The organism is Microbacterium sp. CCNWLW41 (assembly GCF_037083505.1).
The window spans coordinates 166,819-182,767 of the sequence record NZ_JBAOJP010000005.1 but is presented as its reverse complement, the minus strand read 5'-3'; the positions used below and the strand labels follow the sequence as shown (position 1 = coordinate 182,767).

General features: G+C 72.2%; 14 protein-coding genes. 6 read left to right on the top strand and 8 right to left on the bottom strand.

Annotated features, from left to right (window positions below; translation table 11 throughout):
* The first annotated feature begins 126 nt into the window (after nucleotides 1-126).
* Entirely contained in the window at nucleotides 127-999 is an 873-nt protein-coding gene (locus tag V6R91_RS19260) for an LLM class flavin-dependent oxidoreductase (protein WP_336396529.1), read from the top strand.
* Nucleotides 996-1,766, top strand: coding sequence for an LLM class flavin-dependent oxidoreductase (locus V6R91_RS19255; RefSeq protein WP_336396528.1), 771 nt, complete (start codon nucleotides 996-998; stop codon nucleotides 1,764-1,766). Before V6R91_RS19260 ends, V6R91_RS19255 begins: the two co-directional genes overlap by 4 nt.
* A gap of 9 nt (nucleotides 1,767-1,775) precedes the next feature.
* Here V6R91_RS19255 and V6R91_RS19250 read toward each other — a convergent pair whose 3' ends face one another.
* The gene (locus V6R91_RS19250; protein WP_336396527.1) at nucleotides 1,776-3,023 is read right to left on the bottom strand and encodes an endonuclease/exonuclease/phosphatase family protein; all 1,248 of its coding nucleotides are present in this window, start codon (nucleotides 3,021-3,023) and stop codon (nucleotides 1,776-1,778) included.
* A 145-nt stretch (nucleotides 3,024-3,168) separates the two neighbouring features.
* On the opposite strand from V6R91_RS19250, the gene V6R91_RS19245 reads away from it, so the two are divergent.
* Nucleotides 3,169-4,734, top strand: coding sequence for an ATP-dependent DNA ligase (locus V6R91_RS19245; RefSeq protein ID WP_336396526.1), 1,566 nt, complete (start codon nucleotides 3,169-3,171; stop codon nucleotides 4,732-4,734).
* A gap of 18 nt (nucleotides 4,735-4,752) precedes the next feature.
* Here the strand turns inward: V6R91_RS19245 and V6R91_RS19240 are convergent, their stop codons facing one another.
* Nucleotides 4,753-5,409 (bottom strand): response regulator, encoded by a 657-nt coding sequence (locus V6R91_RS19240; protein WP_336396525.1) that lies wholly within the window; start codon nucleotides 5,407-5,409, stop codon nucleotides 4,753-4,755.
* Nucleotides 5,406-7,070: a sensor histidine kinase gene (locus V6R91_RS19235; RefSeq protein WP_336396524.1), complete on the bottom strand. Its 1,665-nt coding sequence runs from the start codon at nucleotides 7,068-7,070 to the stop codon at nucleotides 5,406-5,408. Before V6R91_RS19235 ends, V6R91_RS19240 begins: the two co-directional genes overlap by 4 nt.
* A 175-nt stretch (nucleotides 7,071-7,245) precedes the next feature.
* Between V6R91_RS19235 and V6R91_RS19230 the strand changes: the two genes are divergently transcribed.
* Genes V6R91_RS19230 through V6R91_RS19220 form a run of 3 tightly spaced genes read left to right on the top strand, consistent with a single transcriptional unit; the run spans nucleotide 7,246 to nucleotide 10,138 of the window.
* Entirely contained in the window at nucleotides 7,246-8,781 is a 1,536-nt protein-coding gene (locus tag V6R91_RS19230) for a CitMHS family transporter (protein WP_336396523.1), read from the top strand.
* A 32-nt stretch (nucleotides 8,782-8,813) separates the two neighbouring features.
* Entirely contained in the window at nucleotides 8,814-9,434 is a 621-nt protein-coding gene (locus V6R91_RS19225; RefSeq protein WP_336396522.1) for a hypothetical protein, read from the top strand.
* Entirely contained in the window at nucleotides 9,431-10,138 is a 708-nt protein-coding gene (locus V6R91_RS19220) for an NAD-dependent deacylase (protein ID WP_336396521.1), read from the top strand. Before V6R91_RS19225 ends, V6R91_RS19220 begins: the two co-directional genes overlap by 4 nt.
* Before the next feature lie 80 nt (nucleotides 10,139-10,218).
* Here the strand turns inward: V6R91_RS19220 and V6R91_RS19215 are convergent, their stop codons facing one another.
* The 5 genes from V6R91_RS19215 to V6R91_RS19195 all read right to left on the bottom strand — a co-directional run bounded on the left by V6R91_RS19215 (nucleotide 10,219) and on the right by V6R91_RS19195 (nucleotide 15,933).
* A complete protein-coding gene (locus tag V6R91_RS19215) occupies nucleotides 10,219-11,487 on the bottom strand; it encodes a sugar ABC transporter permease (protein WP_336396520.1) in 1,269 nt (422 codons plus the stop codon).
* Nucleotides 11,484-12,293 (bottom strand): ATP-binding cassette domain-containing protein, encoded by an 810-nt coding sequence (locus V6R91_RS19210; protein WP_336396519.1) that lies wholly within the window; start codon nucleotides 12,291-12,293, stop codon nucleotides 11,484-11,486. The genes V6R91_RS19215 and V6R91_RS19210 overlap by 4 nt, the downstream gene beginning before the upstream one ends.
* 92 nt (nucleotides 12,294-12,385) lie before the next feature.
* Nucleotides 12,386-13,474: a sugar ABC transporter substrate-binding protein gene (locus V6R91_RS19205; protein WP_336396518.1), complete on the bottom strand. Its 1,089-nt coding sequence runs from the start codon at nucleotides 13,472-13,474 to the stop codon at nucleotides 12,386-12,388.
* A gap of 297 nt (nucleotides 13,475-13,771) precedes the next feature.
* Nucleotides 13,772-15,019 carry a sugar ABC transporter permease gene (locus V6R91_RS19200; RefSeq protein WP_336396517.1) on the bottom strand — a complete coding sequence of 416 codons (1,248 nt, stop codon included), beginning with the start codon at nucleotides 15,017-15,019 and terminating at the stop codon, nucleotides 13,772-13,774.
* Nucleotides 15,016-15,933, bottom strand: a complete 918-nt coding sequence (locus V6R91_RS19195; RefSeq protein WP_336396516.1) for an ATP-binding cassette domain-containing protein — start codon at nucleotides 15,931-15,933, stop codon at nucleotides 15,016-15,018. The genes V6R91_RS19200 and V6R91_RS19195 overlap by 4 nt, the downstream gene beginning before the upstream one ends.
* Nucleotides 15,934-15,949: the final 16 nt, after the last annotated feature.

Here is a 15,949-nt window from a genome sequence, read left to right as displayed (position 1 = left end):
TGCCCAGGATGCACGTGGTCCTCGACGCGTCGGGAGCGGGTTGCGAACCGGCAGGGATGCTTGTAGACCCTGCGCTGTCCGCCCGCGTGATCGCGCGGTGTCGGCGCCGCCTGCCAGAGTGGGTCCATGACCCGCATCGGCGCGATCTTCAACCCCTACACGCACACCCCCGACGAGTTCCGCGACGCGGTGCTGGCGGCCGAGCGCGCGGGCGTCCCCGAGCTGTGGGTGTGGGAGGACTGCTTCCGACTGTCCGCCTTCGCCGCCGTCGGGGCCGCACTGGCGTGGACCGACCGGCTGCGCGTCGGGATCGGCATCGCGCCGATGCCGCTGCGCAACGCCGCGGCGACGGCGATGGAGATCGCGACGCTCGAGCGGCTGTTCCCCGGCCGGCTGCTGCCCGGCGTCGGTCACGGGGTGCTGCCGTGGATGGGTCAGGTCGGCGCGCGCGTCTCTTCGCCGCTCTCGCTCATGCGCGAGTACGTGCCCGCCCTGCGCAGCCTGCTTGCCGGCGAGCGCGTCGACGTCGACGGCCGCTACGTCCGGCTCGACGGCGTGCAGCTGGACTACCCGCCGGCGACGCCGCCGCTCGTGTACGCCGCAGCCGAGGGTCCGAAGACGGTGCGGTTGAGCGGAGAGGTCGCCGACGGCACCGTGCTCGATTCCGGACACACCGCGACGGAGGTCGCCGAGCGCATCTCGGCGATCCGCGATGCGCGGATGACCGCGGGCCGGTCCGGCGAGCACGACATCGTCGCGTACGTGGTGACGGCGTTCGGGGCGGATGCCGAGGCCCGCGCGATCGCCGACGTCGGCGACAAGCCCGACCCCGCCGAGCGCGCCCTGTGGGGGGATCCCGCGGCCGTCGCGGCGGGTGCGGGCGCGTTCTTCGACGCCGGCGTCGACGAGGTGGTCCTGCTCCCTGCGTCGCGCACCGGCATGCCGGAGTTCTACGCCGCCGCAGGAGAGGTCGCCCGGCTCGTGGAGCGCGGGCGGTGAGCGCGCGCGTCTCGATCGGGATCGCAGCGGCCGCCGGCGCCGATCTCGCTGCGCGCCTCGCACCGCAGATCGAGGCCGCCGGCTTCCACGCGCTGTGGGTCAACGACACCCCGGGCTCCGATGCACTGGAGGTGCTCGCCGCGGCCGCTCGCGCGTCGGAGCGTCTGGTCCTCGCGACCGGGGTGCTTCCCGTCGACCGGCGCGAGCCCGCGCAGATCCTCGAGCGCGTCGCCCAGCTGGATCTGCCCGCCGACCGGCTCGTGCTGGGGATCGGCTCCGGCGCGGGCGCCGTCGGCGCGCTCGCGCGGGTGCGCGACGCCGCCGCCGCGCTCCGCGAGGGCTCCCGCGCGCGCGTCGTCGTCGGGGCGCTGGGCCCGCGGATGCGGCGGCTCGGGGCCACGGCATCCGATGGTCTGCTCCTGAGCTGGCTCACGCCCGAGGCGGCGCGCGAACAGGCGGCCGAAGCCCACGGGCTCGCGTCCGACGCCCACGTCGCGCTGTACGTGCGGACCGCTGTCGAGGACGCGGCGATCCCGCGGCTGGAGGCCGAGACGGCGCGCTACGCGGGGTTTCCGGCGTATGCGGCGAACCTCGAGCGGCTCGGCATCGACGCCGGCGCGACGGTGCTGCGTCCGGACGCCGTCGCCGACGGCCTCGCGGCGTACCGTCCTCACGTCGACGAGGTGGTGCTCCGGGCGATCGTGGCCGAGGAGTCCCCGGCGGCGTACGAGCGGTTCGTTCAGGTCGCGGCGACCGCCGCGACCTGAACGAACCGGTCAGCGTCCCGTACGCGGGACCTCGAGGTCGACCCACACCAGGCGGTGGTCGCTGCTCGGGAAGGGGAAGACGCCGGTCAGCGCCGACAGCGGGTCGGCCTGCACGGGCCAGAACACCCCCGCGTCGGCGATGCCGAGCTTACGCGAGGGAAGCACGTAGTCCGCGCGCAGGTTGCCCGGTGCCGTGTCGGCGAAGTCGGCGGTGTCGAAGCGCGGGTCGCCGCGGTGGGTGGCGTTGGCGCCGCCCTGCAGCGCGGCCGCCTCGACGGCCCCCGCCGACGCCGGCAGCGGATCCTGGATGCGACGGTTGCCGAGCAGCTGGTCGATCGCGGCGTCGACCGAGTCTCCGTCCAGCGGGTCCGCGTTCTGGTCGCCGAGGATCACGAACGACTCGGCGGGTGAGAGGCCGCCGCGCACACCCTCGTCGTCGTAGATGTAGCGCCCCTGGCCCGGGGTGACGTAGTCGGCCCAGAACCGGATCTCGTCGTGGTTCCGGCGTCCGTTGCGGTCCTCCGTGCTGTCGAACGTGGGTGGCGTCGGGTGGGATGCGAGCACGTGGACGGTCTGATCGCCCACCTGCACCGGGACGTCCCAGTGCGACTTGCTCGACAGCCGGAACACCGCGAGCTCCTCCGGCGAGTACCAGTCGGCGGGCGCGGCCGTCGCGGGGTCGTCGGGCAGGAGAGCGCCGGGCATGTCCTTCCAGAGGAAGCCCTGGAAGGTGCGCACGTCGTCGGCCACGATCGGATGCTTCGAGAGCACGACCATCCCGTACTGGCCGGGGAAGGCGCCGAAGCCGAACGCGTCGTCGCCGCCGCCGACCGCGCCGTTGTTGTTCAGGTCGAACCCGCTCGGGATGCCGGTGTTGGACGGCGCGACGAACGCGTAGGGATACTCGACGGGGTCGGCACCCTGCTGGCCGACTTCGAGGTAGTTCTCGCGGAACAGGTCGACCGCGATGCCGCCCTCGACGTAGTCGAACTCGTTGAGGAGGACGACGTCGGGATCCGCCCGCTGGATGATCTCGGCCACGGTCCGCGCCTGCGCGTTCGCGCCGGTGGACAGATCCGTGACCAGGTCGCCGGCGTTCGCGCGGTTCAGCGAGAGGTTGAAGGTCGCCACCCGCAGGGTCTCGTCCTGGACGGGGCGACCCGGGGATCCGGGGGCCGCAACGGCGGGTGCCGCGCCGGTGGCGGCGAGGGCGAGAGCGGCGGCGACGGCGAGCGTGCCGCGGAGTCGAGTCGACATCGGGGCTCCTTCGGGGCGAGATCCTGTGACGGTGGGGATACCGCCTCCACGCTAGGCGCGGGAGGTGACGAGCGGAAGAACACCCGAGGAAGCGTCCGCGCGGATGCGCGCGGCGACTGTCGGAGGACGGTGCGACAATGCGGGGGTGCTGCTCAACGATCTCGTCCTCGCGACGGAGGCGGTGGCCGCGACGTCGTCGCGACTTGCCAAGGTGGCCACGCTCGCGGCGGTGGTGCGCGAACTCGACCCCGACGAGGTCGCTCCCGCGATCGGGTTCCTGGTCGCGAGCCCGAGGCAGGGGCGGCTCGGCGTCGGGTGGCGCGGCCTCAGCGACCTCGACGTCGGCCACGCCGACGCTCCCTCGCTCGGCATCCTCGACGTCGACGCGGCGCTGAGCCGGCTCGCCGGCTCCGACGGACCCGGATCGGTGGCGGCGCGACGCGGCGAGCTGCAGGCGCTCGCGGCCCGCGCGACGGCGGGGGAGTGGGACTTCCTCCAGCGCGTGATGCTCGGCGAGCTCCGCACCGGCGCGCTCGAAGGCGTGCTGCTCGACGCCATCGCGAAGGCGTCCGACCGTGACGCGCCGGCGGTGCGCCGCGCGGCGATGCTGTCGGGCGATCTCGGCGCGACAGCCCGCGTGGCCCTGGCCGGAACTCCCGCCGACCTCGCCGCCATCGGGCTCGCGGTCGGCAGGCCCGTGCTGCCCATGCTGGCGGCCACCGCGTCGTCTCCGACGGCCGCGCTCGAGTCGATCGGCGGTGCCGGCGGGCAGGCCGCGGCGTCGGTCGAGTTCAAGCTCGACGGTGCGCGCATCCAGGTGCATCGCGACGGCGACGAGGTGCACGTGTACACGCGCAGCCTCGCCGAGATCACGCACCGCGTTCCCGAGATCGTCGACGTCGTGCGGGCGTTCCCCGCCCGGCGGGTGATCCTCGACGGCGAGACGCTCGCGCTCGACGAGGACGGCGGCCCCCGGCCGTTCCAGGACACCATGGCGCGCTTCGGCTCCGAGACGGCCGACGCCTTCGGCGCCGAGTCCGCCCAGGCGGTCGTGCTGCGACCCTGGTTCTTCGACATCCTGCACGTCGACGGCCGGGATCTCATCGACGAGCCCCTCGAGACACGGCTGGGCGAGCTCGCGCGCATCGCCGGCGACGCGCGCATGCCGGGCATCGTCACGAGCGACCCCGGGCGGGCGGAGGAGTTCTCGCGCGAGGCTCTCGCTGCCGGTCACGAGGGCATCATGGTCAAGGCCGTCGACGCGCCGTATGCGGCGGGGCGCCGTGGCAAGAGCTGGCTGAAGGTGAAGCCGGTGCTGACGTACGACCTCGTGGTGCTCGCGGTGGAGTGGGGCTCGGGCCGCCGCACCGGGCTGCTCTCCAACCTCCATCTGGGCGCACTCGACCCGACCGGGGAGTTCGGCGAGCCCGGCGGCTTCGTCATGGTCGGCAAGACGTTCAAGGGCCTCACCGACGCGACGCTGCGGTGGCAGACCGAGCACTTCCCGGCGATCGAGACCCATCGCTCGCCCTCCGCCGTGCACGTGCGTCCCGTCACGGTGGTCGAGATCGCCATCGACGGCGTGCAGCGCTCGCCGCGCTACCCGGGCGGCGTCGCCCTGCGCTTCGCGCGGGTCAAGGGCTACCGGCCAGACAAGCGGCCCGACGAGGCCGACACGATCCAGACGCTGCGAGCCCTGCTGCGCGGATGAGTCCACCCCCGTCGCGCGTCAACCGCCTGCGACGACATACCGGTGCTCCGGCCGGCCCGTCGTGCCGTACCGCAGCCGGACTTCGACCTGCCCGCGGCTCGCCAGGCCCGCGAGGTGACGCTGGGCGGTCGCGCGGGAGATCCCCACCCGCTCGGCGACCTCGGACGCGGAGGCCTCGCTGTCGCCGAGGCCCTCGAGGATCAGCTGCTCCGTCGCCGATCGCGCCACCGTCGCCGGCTCCGCGCCGCCGTGCATGATCATGAGCGCCCGGTCGATCTGCTCCTGTTCGAGAGGACGGTCGGTGAGGAGCAGGTTGCGCATGCGCGCGTAGCGGTCGAGCCGGTCCGCGAGCGCGCGTGCGTCGAACGGCTTGGCGAGGTAGGCGATCGCACCCGCGCGAAGGGCCCGGCGCACGGTGGCGGCATCGGTCGCCGCCGACAGCACGAACGCGTCGGTGTCGACGCCGGCGACGAAGTCGACGCCGTCACCGTCGGGGAGGAAGGCGTCGACCAGGAGCAGGTCGGGACGCTGCGTCCGCAGCGCCTGCCGCGCCGCGCCCAGCGAGTGCACCGGAGCCAGCGCGGTGAAGCCGGGGCGGGATGCGACGATGTCGCGATGCAGTCCCGCGACGCGGAAGTCGTCGTCGACGACGAGCACGTGGATGGATCCGGTCACCGGTTCTCCTCCTCATCCGTGTTCCGTCCGGCGCGCAGCGCGCCGGGGATCCTCGCCCCGAAGACGGCGCCCGACTGCGCGCCGCCGGCGTCGATCACCCAGACGTCCCCGCCGCGGCGCCGGGCGAGATCGCGCGACAGCGGCAGTCCGAAGCCGTGACCGTGGACGCGGTCGCCGGCCCCGTCGTCCGCGTCGGCCTCGACGGGGTCGCGGAAGCCCGCGCGCGCGAACGGGTCGGCGCCGAAGGGGCGGATGCCGCGGCCGGAGTCCGACACGGTCATGACGAGCTCATCCTCGTCGCCGAACAGCGCGATCTCGACCCAGGCAGGCCCGGATCCGTCGACCGCCGCGGTCACGGCGTTGCCCACGAGGTTGCCGAGGATCGCGGCCACGTCCTCCGCCGCCACGACCTCGCTCAGCAGGAGCGTGTCGTCGGAGATGCGGACGCTCACGCCGCGCTCCCGGGCCGTGGCCGCGGTCGCGCCGATGAGCGACGTGAGGAACGCATCCGGCACGCGCTCGAGGCCGGCCACGCCGAAGTCCACCGCGCCGCGCTCCGTGAGGTCGCTGAGGAAGCTGCGCGCCTCGTCGACGCGGTCCGCATCGATGAGACCGGATGCCACGTGCAGCCGGTTCGCGAACTCGTGCCGCTGCGCCCGCAGCGCCTCGGTCATGGCACGCACGGTCTCCAGGCGCCCGGCCAGCGCCTCCACGTCGGTGCGGTCGCGCACCACGACGATCCGGCCGAGCGCGCGTCCGCCGCGCACGACGGGGCGGGTGTCGAGGTACAGCACGCGGTCGCCCACCACCGCCTCGACGGCGGACGCGCCCCCGCTGACCGCCTCACGGACTGCGTCGGGCAGTGGCAGCTCCTCGAACCGGCGGCCGACCGGTTCGTCGAGCCCGAGCATCCGCTCCGCCGCCTGGTTGCAGACCTGCACCCGGCCGTCGGGCGACAGCGCCAGGACGCCGTCGCCGACTCCCTCCAGGACCGCGGCCTGGTTCTGCACCAGCGCGACGAGCTCCTCGGGCTGCAGGCCCAGGGTCAGCCGCTCGAACCGCCGCCGCAGCAGCAGCGTGGCCAGCGCGGCGAGCGCGACGCCGCCCACGGCGGCGACGGCGATCGTCGCGAGCAGCGCCGGGAGGTCGTCGAAGACGCTCGCGGGCTCGAAGCCGACGCTCACCTCGCCGACCGGCGCGCCCTCGCCCTCGGGGTAGATCGGCACCTTCGCCCGCGCGGACTCGCCGAGCGTGCCCACCTCCCAGTCGACGACCTCGTTGCCCTCGAGCACCTCCGCGAACGGCGTGGAGACGACCTCGCCGAGGAGCGCCTCGGTGGGATGGGCGAGACGGATGCCGTGATCGTCGGTGATGACCACGAAGAGGGCATCGGTGCGCTCGGTGACGTCCGCCGCGATCGCTTGGAGCGGCCCGCCGCGCAGATCCGCGGCATCCGGAGTCCCGGGGTCCGCCGAGAGCTCGGCGACCAGCGCCTTCACGTCCCCGTCCTCGGCGACCGTGCGGGCGATGTTGAGCGCAGCGGCTTCGGACTCCTCGCGCAGCTGGCGGACCCCCAGCCACCCGAACACGACGGCGCAGACCGCGACGACGGCGGCGACGGTCGCGAGCTGCGCCAGCAGGAGCCGCGTCGCGAAGCGCATCCCACCCCCAGCGTCCGTCCCGGTCTTGCGCGCACGTGAGCACAATGCGCAGAAGACACCCTACGCGCAGAACCTGCGGCAATGCGAGCAAGCGCGCGCCGCGCCGCCGGCCTTTCGTAACGTGTCCGGACGCGCACCGAGGGGTGCGGACGCACGACACGACGAAGGAGTCGACATGCAGGCTGCAGCCTCGCTGATCGTCCAGGCCGCCGAGGCGGAGGAGGGCTACGCGACCGCGTTCGTCCCGCCGGAGTGGGTGCTGGTGGCACTCGGGTTCACGATGGTCCTGGTGTTCATGGCGCTCATCATGACCAGGCGCCTCACGCCCATGGTGGCGCTCATCGTCGTGCCGACCGCGTTCGGGCTGTTCGCGGGTGCGGGACTCGGACTGGGCGACATGATCCTCGACGCGATCGGCAGCATGGCGCCGACCGCGGCGCTGCTCATGTTCGCCATCATGTACTTCGGCATCATGATCGACGTGGGTCTCTTCGACCCCCTCATCCGCTCGATCACCCGTCTGCTCGGCGACGATCCGGCGAAGGTCGTGCTCGGCACGGCGCTCCTCGCCGGCGCCGTCTCGCTCGACGGCGACGGGTCGACGACGTTCATCATCACGACCTCGGCCATGCTGCCGATCTATCTGCGCCTGGGCATGAGCCCGGTCGTGCTCACGTGCGTCGCCGGGCTGATGAACGGCACCCTCAACATCGTGCCGTGGGGCGGGCCCACAGTGCGCGCGGCGACGGCGCTCGGCCTCCAGCCGACCGATGTCTTCGTGCCGATGCTGCCGTCGCTGGCGGCGGGCGTCGTCATCGCCCTGGCGTTCTCGTGGTTCCTCGGTCTCGCCGAGCGCAAGCGGCTGGGCAGCATCGACACGTCGCGCCTGGACGACGGGGGCGGGGTGCTCGCCGGTCCGCGCATCTTCCGGGGCTCGGACGCGAAGCCCGGCGCCCGCGCGACGCTGCGCACCGGCAACATCGTGACGCTCGCCGGCGGACGCGGCGCAGTGCCCGTCGCGACGGCGGTCGTCGACCGCGAGGACACCGCGATGGCCGACACGATCCTCGACCCGAACCGGGCGTCCCTGCGGCCCAAGCTGATCTGGTTCAACCTGGCGCTCACGATCGCCGTGATGGTGCTCCTCGTGCTGGACGTCTTCCCGCTCGCCTACGTCTTCATGGTGGGCGCCGCCGTCGCCCTCGTCGTCAACTTCCCCAAGCTCAAGGGGCAGGCCGACGAGATCGTCGCGCACGCCCCGAGCATCGTGGGCGTCGTGTCGATGGTGCTCGCCGCCGGCGTGCTGGTCGGGGTGCTCAACGGCACCGGCATGGTCGACGCGATGGCGACGTGGATCACGACGGTGATCCCGGCATCCCTCGGCCCGTTCCTCGCGGTCATCACGGGCGTCCTGTCGATCCCCTTCACGTTCTTCATGTCGAACGACGCGTTCTACTACGGCATCCTGCCGGTGCTCGCCCAGAGCGCGGAGCACTTCGGGATCGCGCCGGTGGAGATGGCTCGCGCCTCCATCACCGGCCAGCCGGTGCACCTGCAGAGCCCGCTCGTGCCGGCCATCCTGCTGCTGGTCTCGCTGGCGAGCGTGAACCTCGGCGATCACCACAAGAAGGTGCTGTGGCGGGCCTGCGTGGTCTCGCTCGCGATGCTCGCCGTCGGGGTGCTGGTCGGAGCCATTCCTCTGATGGCGTGACCGCCGCGGGCGCCCCCTCGTAGGATCGCGGCATGACCAAGGGACCGGCGCCCAGCGCCTCCTATGAGCACCGCAGCTTCGGCGCGCCGGGTGCGCAGCGCACCGTCTTCCTGCTCAGGGCGGGCATCTCGACGCTGTCGGACCCGCGACCGGACCTCACCGCCCGGCGGGACGCGCGCATCGTGGCAGTGGGTCTGACCATCGACGACATCGACGACCCCGCGGCGTATCGCGGGGCGACGGCGGCCGAGATGACGGCCGCGACGATCGCTCGATTCGTCGCGGAGGAGCGTCACGGCCGTCCCGTCGGCGTCGTCGGCGTCGGCGACGCCGGCGAGGTGGCGATCCTCGTCGCCGCTCATCTGGGTGACGGAGTCGACCGCCTGGCGCTCGTCGCCGTGCCCCGGCCGGACACCGAGCTCGGCGGCGCAGAGGTCGCCGAGGTGCTGGCCGGCGTCACCGCTGCCACGCTCATCCTCAACGGACGGGACGATCCCGACGCCGCGGCCCCGGCGGCCCGCTGGTTCGGCGACCGCCTGGCGTCGGCCCGCGTGGAGATGATCCCCGAGACGTCGGATCCGCAGTCGCGCCTCATCCTCGCCGACGTGTGGGAGCGGGTCCTCTCGCACGTCGCGCCGGGGACCGTGCGGTGACCCGCATCGTCGTGCTGACGGGGGCGGGCATCTCGGCCGAGAGCGGCGTCCCCACGTTCCGCGATGCCGGCGGGCTGTGGGAGGGGCACGACGTCGAGGACGTCGCGACGCCCGAGGCGTTCGAGCGCGACCCCGACACCGTGCTGGCCTTCTACGACGCGAGGCGGCGGGCGCTGGCATCCGTCGCCCCGAACGCCGCGCACCGCGCCCTCGCGAGGCTCGAGGGGGCGATCGCCGACGACCTGCTCCTCGTGACGCAGAACGTCGACGACCTGCACGAGCGGGCCGGTAGCCGCAATCTCGTGCACATGCACGGCGAGCTGCGCCGCGCGCTGTGCCTGACGTGCGGCGCGCGCCCGGCGTGGGACGGCGACCTCATCGGCCGACCAGCCTGCCCGGTGTGCGGGGAGCGGATGCTGCGGCCCGACGTGGTCTGGTTCGGCGAGATGCCGTACGAGCTCGACCGCATCGAACAGGCCGTCGTCGCGTGCGACGTGTTCGTCTCGATCGGCACGTCGGGCGCCGTCTATCCCGCCGCCGGCTACGTCGCCCTCGCATCGGCATTCGGCGCTCGCACGGTCGAGCTGAACCTGGATCCGAGCGACGCGATCATCCCGTTCGACGATGCGCGCGCCGGCCGGGCGAGCGAGCTGGTGCCGCAGTGGGTGGACGAGATCGTCGAGGGGCGGGCGGAGCCGGGCTGAACCGGCTGCGCGCACCGGCGGCACGCGACGGCGCCGGGCGGAGTTGCTCCACCCGGCGCCGTCGCATCGACGGGTGCGGACTACGTCCGCCCGCCGCCCGAGCGCAGACGCGAGAGCGCGTCGACGGTCGCGGCAAGGATGAGCACGCCGCCGGTGACCAGCAGGTTGACCCCCGCGGGGAGGTTCAGCAGACCGAGGCCGTTCGTGATCGTCGCGATCACGAGCGCGCCGATCGCCGCGTGCATCAGACGCCCCTTGCCGCCGAAGAGGCTGACGCCGCCGACGACCGCCGCGGCGACACCCGAGAGCACGATGTCACGACCGACGGTCGCGTCGACCGATCCGACGCGGGCGACACTGAGGAGCGCGGAGAACACGGCGAGGCTCGAGCAGATGACGAACGCCCACCACTTGATCCACCGCACCTTGACGCCCGAGCGGCGCGCGGCTTCGGCGTTGCCGCCGATGGCGTAGATGTAGCGGCCGAACCGGGTGCGGTCGAGCAGGAACGTGCCGAGCCACAGGATGGCGAGCACCACGGGCACGACGATCGGGACGCCGGCGACCTCGACCACGGACTGGCCGCGGTTCTGGTTGAGCACGAACACGACCACGCCGCCGATCACGGCGATGACGGCCAGCTTGATCCACACCAGCGACAGCGCCCGGTTCGGGACACCCGCGCGCGTGCGGCGCGCGCGGTCCCAGAACGACGTGGCGCCCGAGATGACGAGCATGATCGCGAGCATCACCCATCCGCCCCACACGGGCAGGTTGCCGTTCTGCAGCGCGATCAGCTCGGGCACCTCGAGGCGGAACAGCCCGCCCGGACCGATGATCACCAGCGCGAGACCCTGGAAGCCCAGGAACAGGCCCAGCGTCACGACGAACGACGGGATGCCGACCCTGGCGACGAAGAAACCTATCAGCGCGCCGGTGAGGAAGCCGAAGCCGAAGCCGATCAGCAGCGCCAGCGGCCACGGGACGCCCTGCGAGGCGAGCACCACGAACAGGGCCATGCCGACACCGCCGGTGACGCCCGCCGACAGGTCGATCTCGCCCAGCAGCAGCACGAAGACCAGCGCCATGCCGAGCACCACGAGGGTCGCGGCCTGGTTCAGCAGGTTCGCGAAGTTGCGCTCGGTGAGGAAGAACGGGCTCAGGATCGAGAACAGGGTGAACAGGACGACGAGCCCGCCGATGGCCGGGAGCGCGCCCATGTCGCCGCCGCGCACGCGCTGCCACCACGCCCGGAGCTGGTCGCCGACGCCGCCCTCGACGCCGCTGCCGATGAGGTCGCTCGCGAGGGGATCGGGCGCGGCCTCGGTGCGGGTCGCATTCGCGGTCATTCCACGCCTCCTTCGGTGCGGACAGTCGAGGTGTCGAGGATCGTGACGCCCTGGGGTGTCTTGGTGCCGGTGATGTAGCCGACCACGTCGTCGCGCGTGGTCTGGCTCGTCGGGATCTGCGCCACCATCTGGCCGAGGTACAGCACCGCGATGTCGTCGGCGACCTGGAAGACGTCGGCGAGGTTGTGGCTGATGAGGACCACCGCGACGCCCTGCTCGGAGAGGCGTGTGACCAGGTTCAGCACCTGCTCGGTCTGCGCGACGCCCAGGGCCGCCGTCGGCTCGTCGAGGATGACGACGCGGGCCTTCTTGAGGACCGCGCGGGCGATCGCGACGGTCTGCCGCTGCCCGCCGGACAGGCTCGAGACCTTCTGCCGCACCGACTTCACGGTGCGCACGGACAGCGAGCGGAGGGTGTCGGACGCCTCCTTCTCCATGCGGCCCTCGTCGAACGTGCCGAACGACAGCTCCTCGCGACCGAGGAACATGTTCTGCACGATGTCGAGGTTGTCGCAGAGCGCCAGGTCCTGGTAGACGACCTCGATGCCGAGGCCGGATGCATCCCGGGGCGCGTGGAGGTCGCGGTGCTGGCCGTCGATGAGGACTTCGCCCTCGTCGTACGGCTGCACGCCGGCGAGGCCCTTGATGAGGGTGGACTTCCCGGCGCCGTTGTCACCGACGAGTGCGGTGACCTTCCCGGGGCGGACTTCGAGGTCGACGCCCTTGAGGACGCTGACGGGGCCGAAGGACTTCTTGACGCCGACCAGCTTGATGATCGGCTCTGTGGCGGTGAGTGTGTCTGACATGCTCGCTTCCTTGCGATGACGGTGTTCCGGCGAGAAGGGGCGTCGCGCCCTGCGGCGCGACGCCCCTGCGGTTCAGCCCGCAGGCCCGCGGACTACTCTGCGGTGACTCCGTACTCCTCGCAGGCCGCTATCACTTCCGGCGTGCAGACGTCGTCGTACTCGGCGTCGCCCGCCGCGATGACGTCCTTGACCTGCTCCGGTCCCACCAGGATCGGGGTGACCTGGATGTACGGCGTGCCGTCGTCGAGCTCGGCCTCGGTCGTCACGTCCTCGCCGTTCAGGAGCGCCACCGCGGTCTCGACCGCGGCATCCGCCTCGTCCTTCACCGGCTTGTAGACCGTGGCGGTCTGCCAGCCGAGGAGGATGTTCTGCAGGCCCGCGACGTTCGCGTCCTGTCCCGAGACGGCGACGCCCTCGAGGTTGTTGTCCTGCAGCACCTTGATGACGCCGGCCGCGTTGGTGTCGTTGGCGACCCAGACGCCGTCGACCTGGCCGTTGAGCGAGGTCAGCGCCTGCTCGAAGTTGGTCTGCGACTTGGCCTGGTCCCACACCCCCGGGGGCTCCGCCGCCGGCGTGATGCCCGCGCCTTCCATGACCTCGACCGCGCCCTCCTTGAACATGGCCGCGTTGCCGTCGGTCGGGTCGCCGCCCATGTACACCACGACAGCCGTGGCCGGGTCCTTGCCGGCGGCCTCCAGTCCGTCCAGGACCGTCTGGCCCTCGAGGCGGCCGACCTCGACGTTGTCGAACGACACGTAGTAGTCGGCGCCCTCGAACGGACGGTCGTAGGCGATGACGGGGATGCCCTCGCCCTTCGCCTTCGCCGCCACGGCCTCTGCAGCGCCCTGGTAGTCGACCAGGAGCATGACGCCGCAGCCCTGGGTGAGCTGCTGGTCCGCGATCGTCGAGTACTTGTTGACGTCGCCCTGGGCGTTCTGGATGTCGACGTCGAAGCCGGCGCCCTCCAGGCCCTCCTGGAGGTACTTGCGGTCGAAGTTCTCCCAGCGCGGCGAGGATGCCGCGTCGGGGAGGATCACGCACGCGCGGCCCGCGGCGTCGCCGCCGCCGTCGCCGCCGTCGCCCCCGTCCCCGGTGTCGCCGTTGCCGCCGGCGCATCCCGCCAGCACCACCGCGGCCGCGCCCGTGAGGGCCGCCACGGCGAGGAGTGAAGACTTCTTCATCATTCGCCTTTCGTCATTGAAGCGAGCGAGGCCCGGGTCCCTTCCCGTGCGCATCGCGCTGAAAGCGATCATGGCGATGATCGAATCTTGGCGTCAAGTCTTGAACATAACGCTTTGACAACGCCGGGACGCCGGGTCATCGCCCCACTCGTGTTCCTGTGCCGCGAGAGCGCTTTCCGTGCAGAATGCTTGTCTGATGCGCAGATCAGAAGCAGATTGCGCAGTACGCCACGTAGTGTGCACGGTACGCCGCGGTAGCGTGTTCGTCAAGTGAAGACAGCGAGCGACCCTCGCCCGTCACGCGCGACCGGTCGCCGCCCGCGTGCGACGCGACAGCGAGTCCACGATCACCGCCAGCACCAGCACGGCCCCGGTGACCATGAACTGCACCGAAGAGTCGAGGTTGAGCAGCGTCAGGCCCGACGAGATCGACTGGATGACGACGATGCCGATGAGGGCCGAGAACGCGGACCCTCGCCCGCCGAAGAGACTTGTTCCGCCGATGACCGCGGCCGCGATCGCGTTCAGATTGACGTCGCCGGTGCCCGAGCTCTGGTTGGCCGAGGCCAGTCGCGCCGCGGCGAGGATGCCGCCGACGGCGGCGAGCGTCGAGCACATCGCGAACACCGACAGATAGATCCGGTTCACGCGGATGCCGGCGCGACGGGCGGCCTCGACGGAACCGCCGACGGCGTACACCGCGCGTCCCCACCGGGTGCGCGTCAGCAGGAAGTTCATCACGACGACGAGCCCGAGGAAGAACAGGAACATCACGCCCACGCCGCGGTACAGGTTCAGGTACCAGGTCGCGGCGAGGAGGAAGGCCAGGAGCGCGATGCTCCGCGTCGCGATCTCGGCGTAGCTCTGGCTGACGAGGTTGGCGGCGGCACGGCGGTGCGCCCGCCGCACGAGCGACCACGCGAACGCGCCCGCCGCCACCACGGCGAGGACGTACGACGCCCAGGGCGGAAGGAATAGCTGCTGGGCGAACTGCACCAGCCACGAGTCGAACGGGATGGCGATGGAGCCTGTCTCGCCGAGCACCCACAGCTGCAGGCCGAGGAAGCCGAGCAGGCCGGCGAGCGTGATGACGAAGCTGGGCAGGCCGAACCTGGTGAACAGGTAGCCGTAGAGCAGGCCGACGAGACAGCCGATGGCCATGCCCGCGAGGACGGCGATGATGGGGTTCCACTGCAGCTGCACGAACGTGACCGCGAGCACGGCCGCCGCCAGGCCCGACACCGATCCCACGGAGAGGTCGATCTCGCCCACCAGCAGCACCAGCACCACGCCGAGGGCGATCGTGCCGATCGCGGCGCACTGCATCGTGAGGTTCACGAGGTTCTCGCTGGAGAGGAACACCGGGTTCAGAAGCTGGAACACCGTCCAGATCACCGCGATCCCCAGGACGACCGGCAGCGTGCCCAGCTCGCCCTCGCGGATCCGGGCGACGAACCCCTCCCACGCGTGGCGGAGCCGGCTGCCGCTGAGCACGCGCTCCTCGGGGAGCGGCTCGGCCAGACGCTCGTCGCCGCGCGCGCTCATCGCGTCCCCTCCCCGCGGGGCCGCGGCGGCCGCCGCGACCCGCGTCGGGGCATCCGGATCACCGTGCCCCCGGCCGTCTCGGTCTCGACCTGCGGCTCGTCCACGGGAGGCGGCGGCGCCGTGCCGCGATCCGGCGTGCGCCGGAGCGCGGAGTGGTCGGCGGCGCCGGTGATGGCCGCGATGAGGATCTCGCTCGTGACGTCGGCGACGTTGTAGACGCCGTTGTTGCGTCCGAGCCGCAGCACGACGACGCGGTCGGCGACCGCCATGACGTCGGCCATGTTGTGGCTGATGAGGATGACGCCGTGGCCGCGTTCGCGCAGACGCTCGATGAGATTGAGGACCTCCGCCGTCTGCGCCACCCCGAGCGCCGCGGTGGGCTCGTCGAGGATGACCACGCGCGGCTCGCCGATGAGAGACCGCGCGATCGCGACGGTCTGCCGCTGCCCGCCGGACAGCGACGCCACCGGCACCCGGACCGAGGGGATCTTGGCCGACAGCTCGCGCAGCAGCGTCCAGGTGCGCTGCTCCATGCCCACCTCGTCGAGGGTGGCGCCGTCGCGCAGCTCGCGCCCGAGCCACAGGTTCGCCACGACGTCGAGGTTGTCGCACAGCGCGAGGTCCTGGAAGATCGTCTCGATGCCGAGATCCTGCGCGTCCGCGGGGGAGTGGATGTCGACCGGCTCGCCGTCGAACTCGAGGGTCCCCGCATCCGGCGGATGGACCCCGGCGAGCACCTTGACCAGCGTGGACTTGCCCGCGCCGTTGTCGCCGACGAGGGCGACCACCTCGCCCTCGTTGACCCAGAAGTCCACGTCGGTGAGCGCCTTGACGGCGCCGAAGTGCTTGCCGATGCCGCGCATGGTGAGCACGCGCTCGCGCGGCCTTCCCGTCCGCGGGTGCGTCACCGACATCCTCGCCCCGTCCCCA

Excerpts from the sequence above, each read along its gene's own strand:
- V6R91_RS19250 (WP_336396527.1), bottom strand. The coding sequence starts at position 3,023 with ATGTCGACTCGACTCCGCGGCACGCTCGCCGTCGCCGCCGCTCTCGCC.
- V6R91_RS19195 (WP_336396516.1), bottom strand. The coding sequence starts at position 15,933 with ATGTCGGTGACGCACCCGCGGACGGGAAGGCCGCGCGAGCGCGTGCTC.
- V6R91_RS19225 (WP_336396522.1), top strand. The coding sequence starts at position 8,814 with ATGACCAAGGGACCGGCGCCCAGCGCCTCCTATGAGCACCGCAGCTTC.
- V6R91_RS19210 (WP_336396519.1), bottom strand. The coding sequence starts at position 12,293 with ATGTCAGACACACTCACCGCCACAGAGCCGATCATCAAGCTGGTCGGC.
- V6R91_RS19200 (WP_336396517.1), bottom strand. The coding sequence starts at position 15,019 with ATGAGCGCGCGCGGCGACGAGCGTCTGGCCGAGCCGCTCCCCGAGGAG.
- V6R91_RS19205 (WP_336396518.1), bottom strand. The coding sequence starts at position 13,474 with ATGAAGAAGTCTTCACTCCTCGCCGTGGCGGCCCTCACGGGCGCGGCC.
- V6R91_RS19235 (WP_336396524.1), bottom strand. The coding sequence starts at position 7,070 with ATGCGCTTCGCGACGCGGCTCCTGCTGGCGCAGCTCGCGACCGTCGCC.
- V6R91_RS19230 (WP_336396523.1), top strand. The coding sequence starts at position 7,246 with ATGCAGGCTGCAGCCTCGCTGATCGTCCAGGCCGCCGAGGCGGAGGAG.
- V6R91_RS19260 (WP_336396529.1), top strand. The coding sequence starts at position 127 with ATGACCCGCATCGGCGCGATCTTCAACCCCTACACGCACACCCCCGAC.
- V6R91_RS19215 (WP_336396520.1), bottom strand. The coding sequence starts at position 11,487 with ATGACCGCGAATGCGACCCGCACCGAGGCCGCGCCCGATCCCCTCGCG.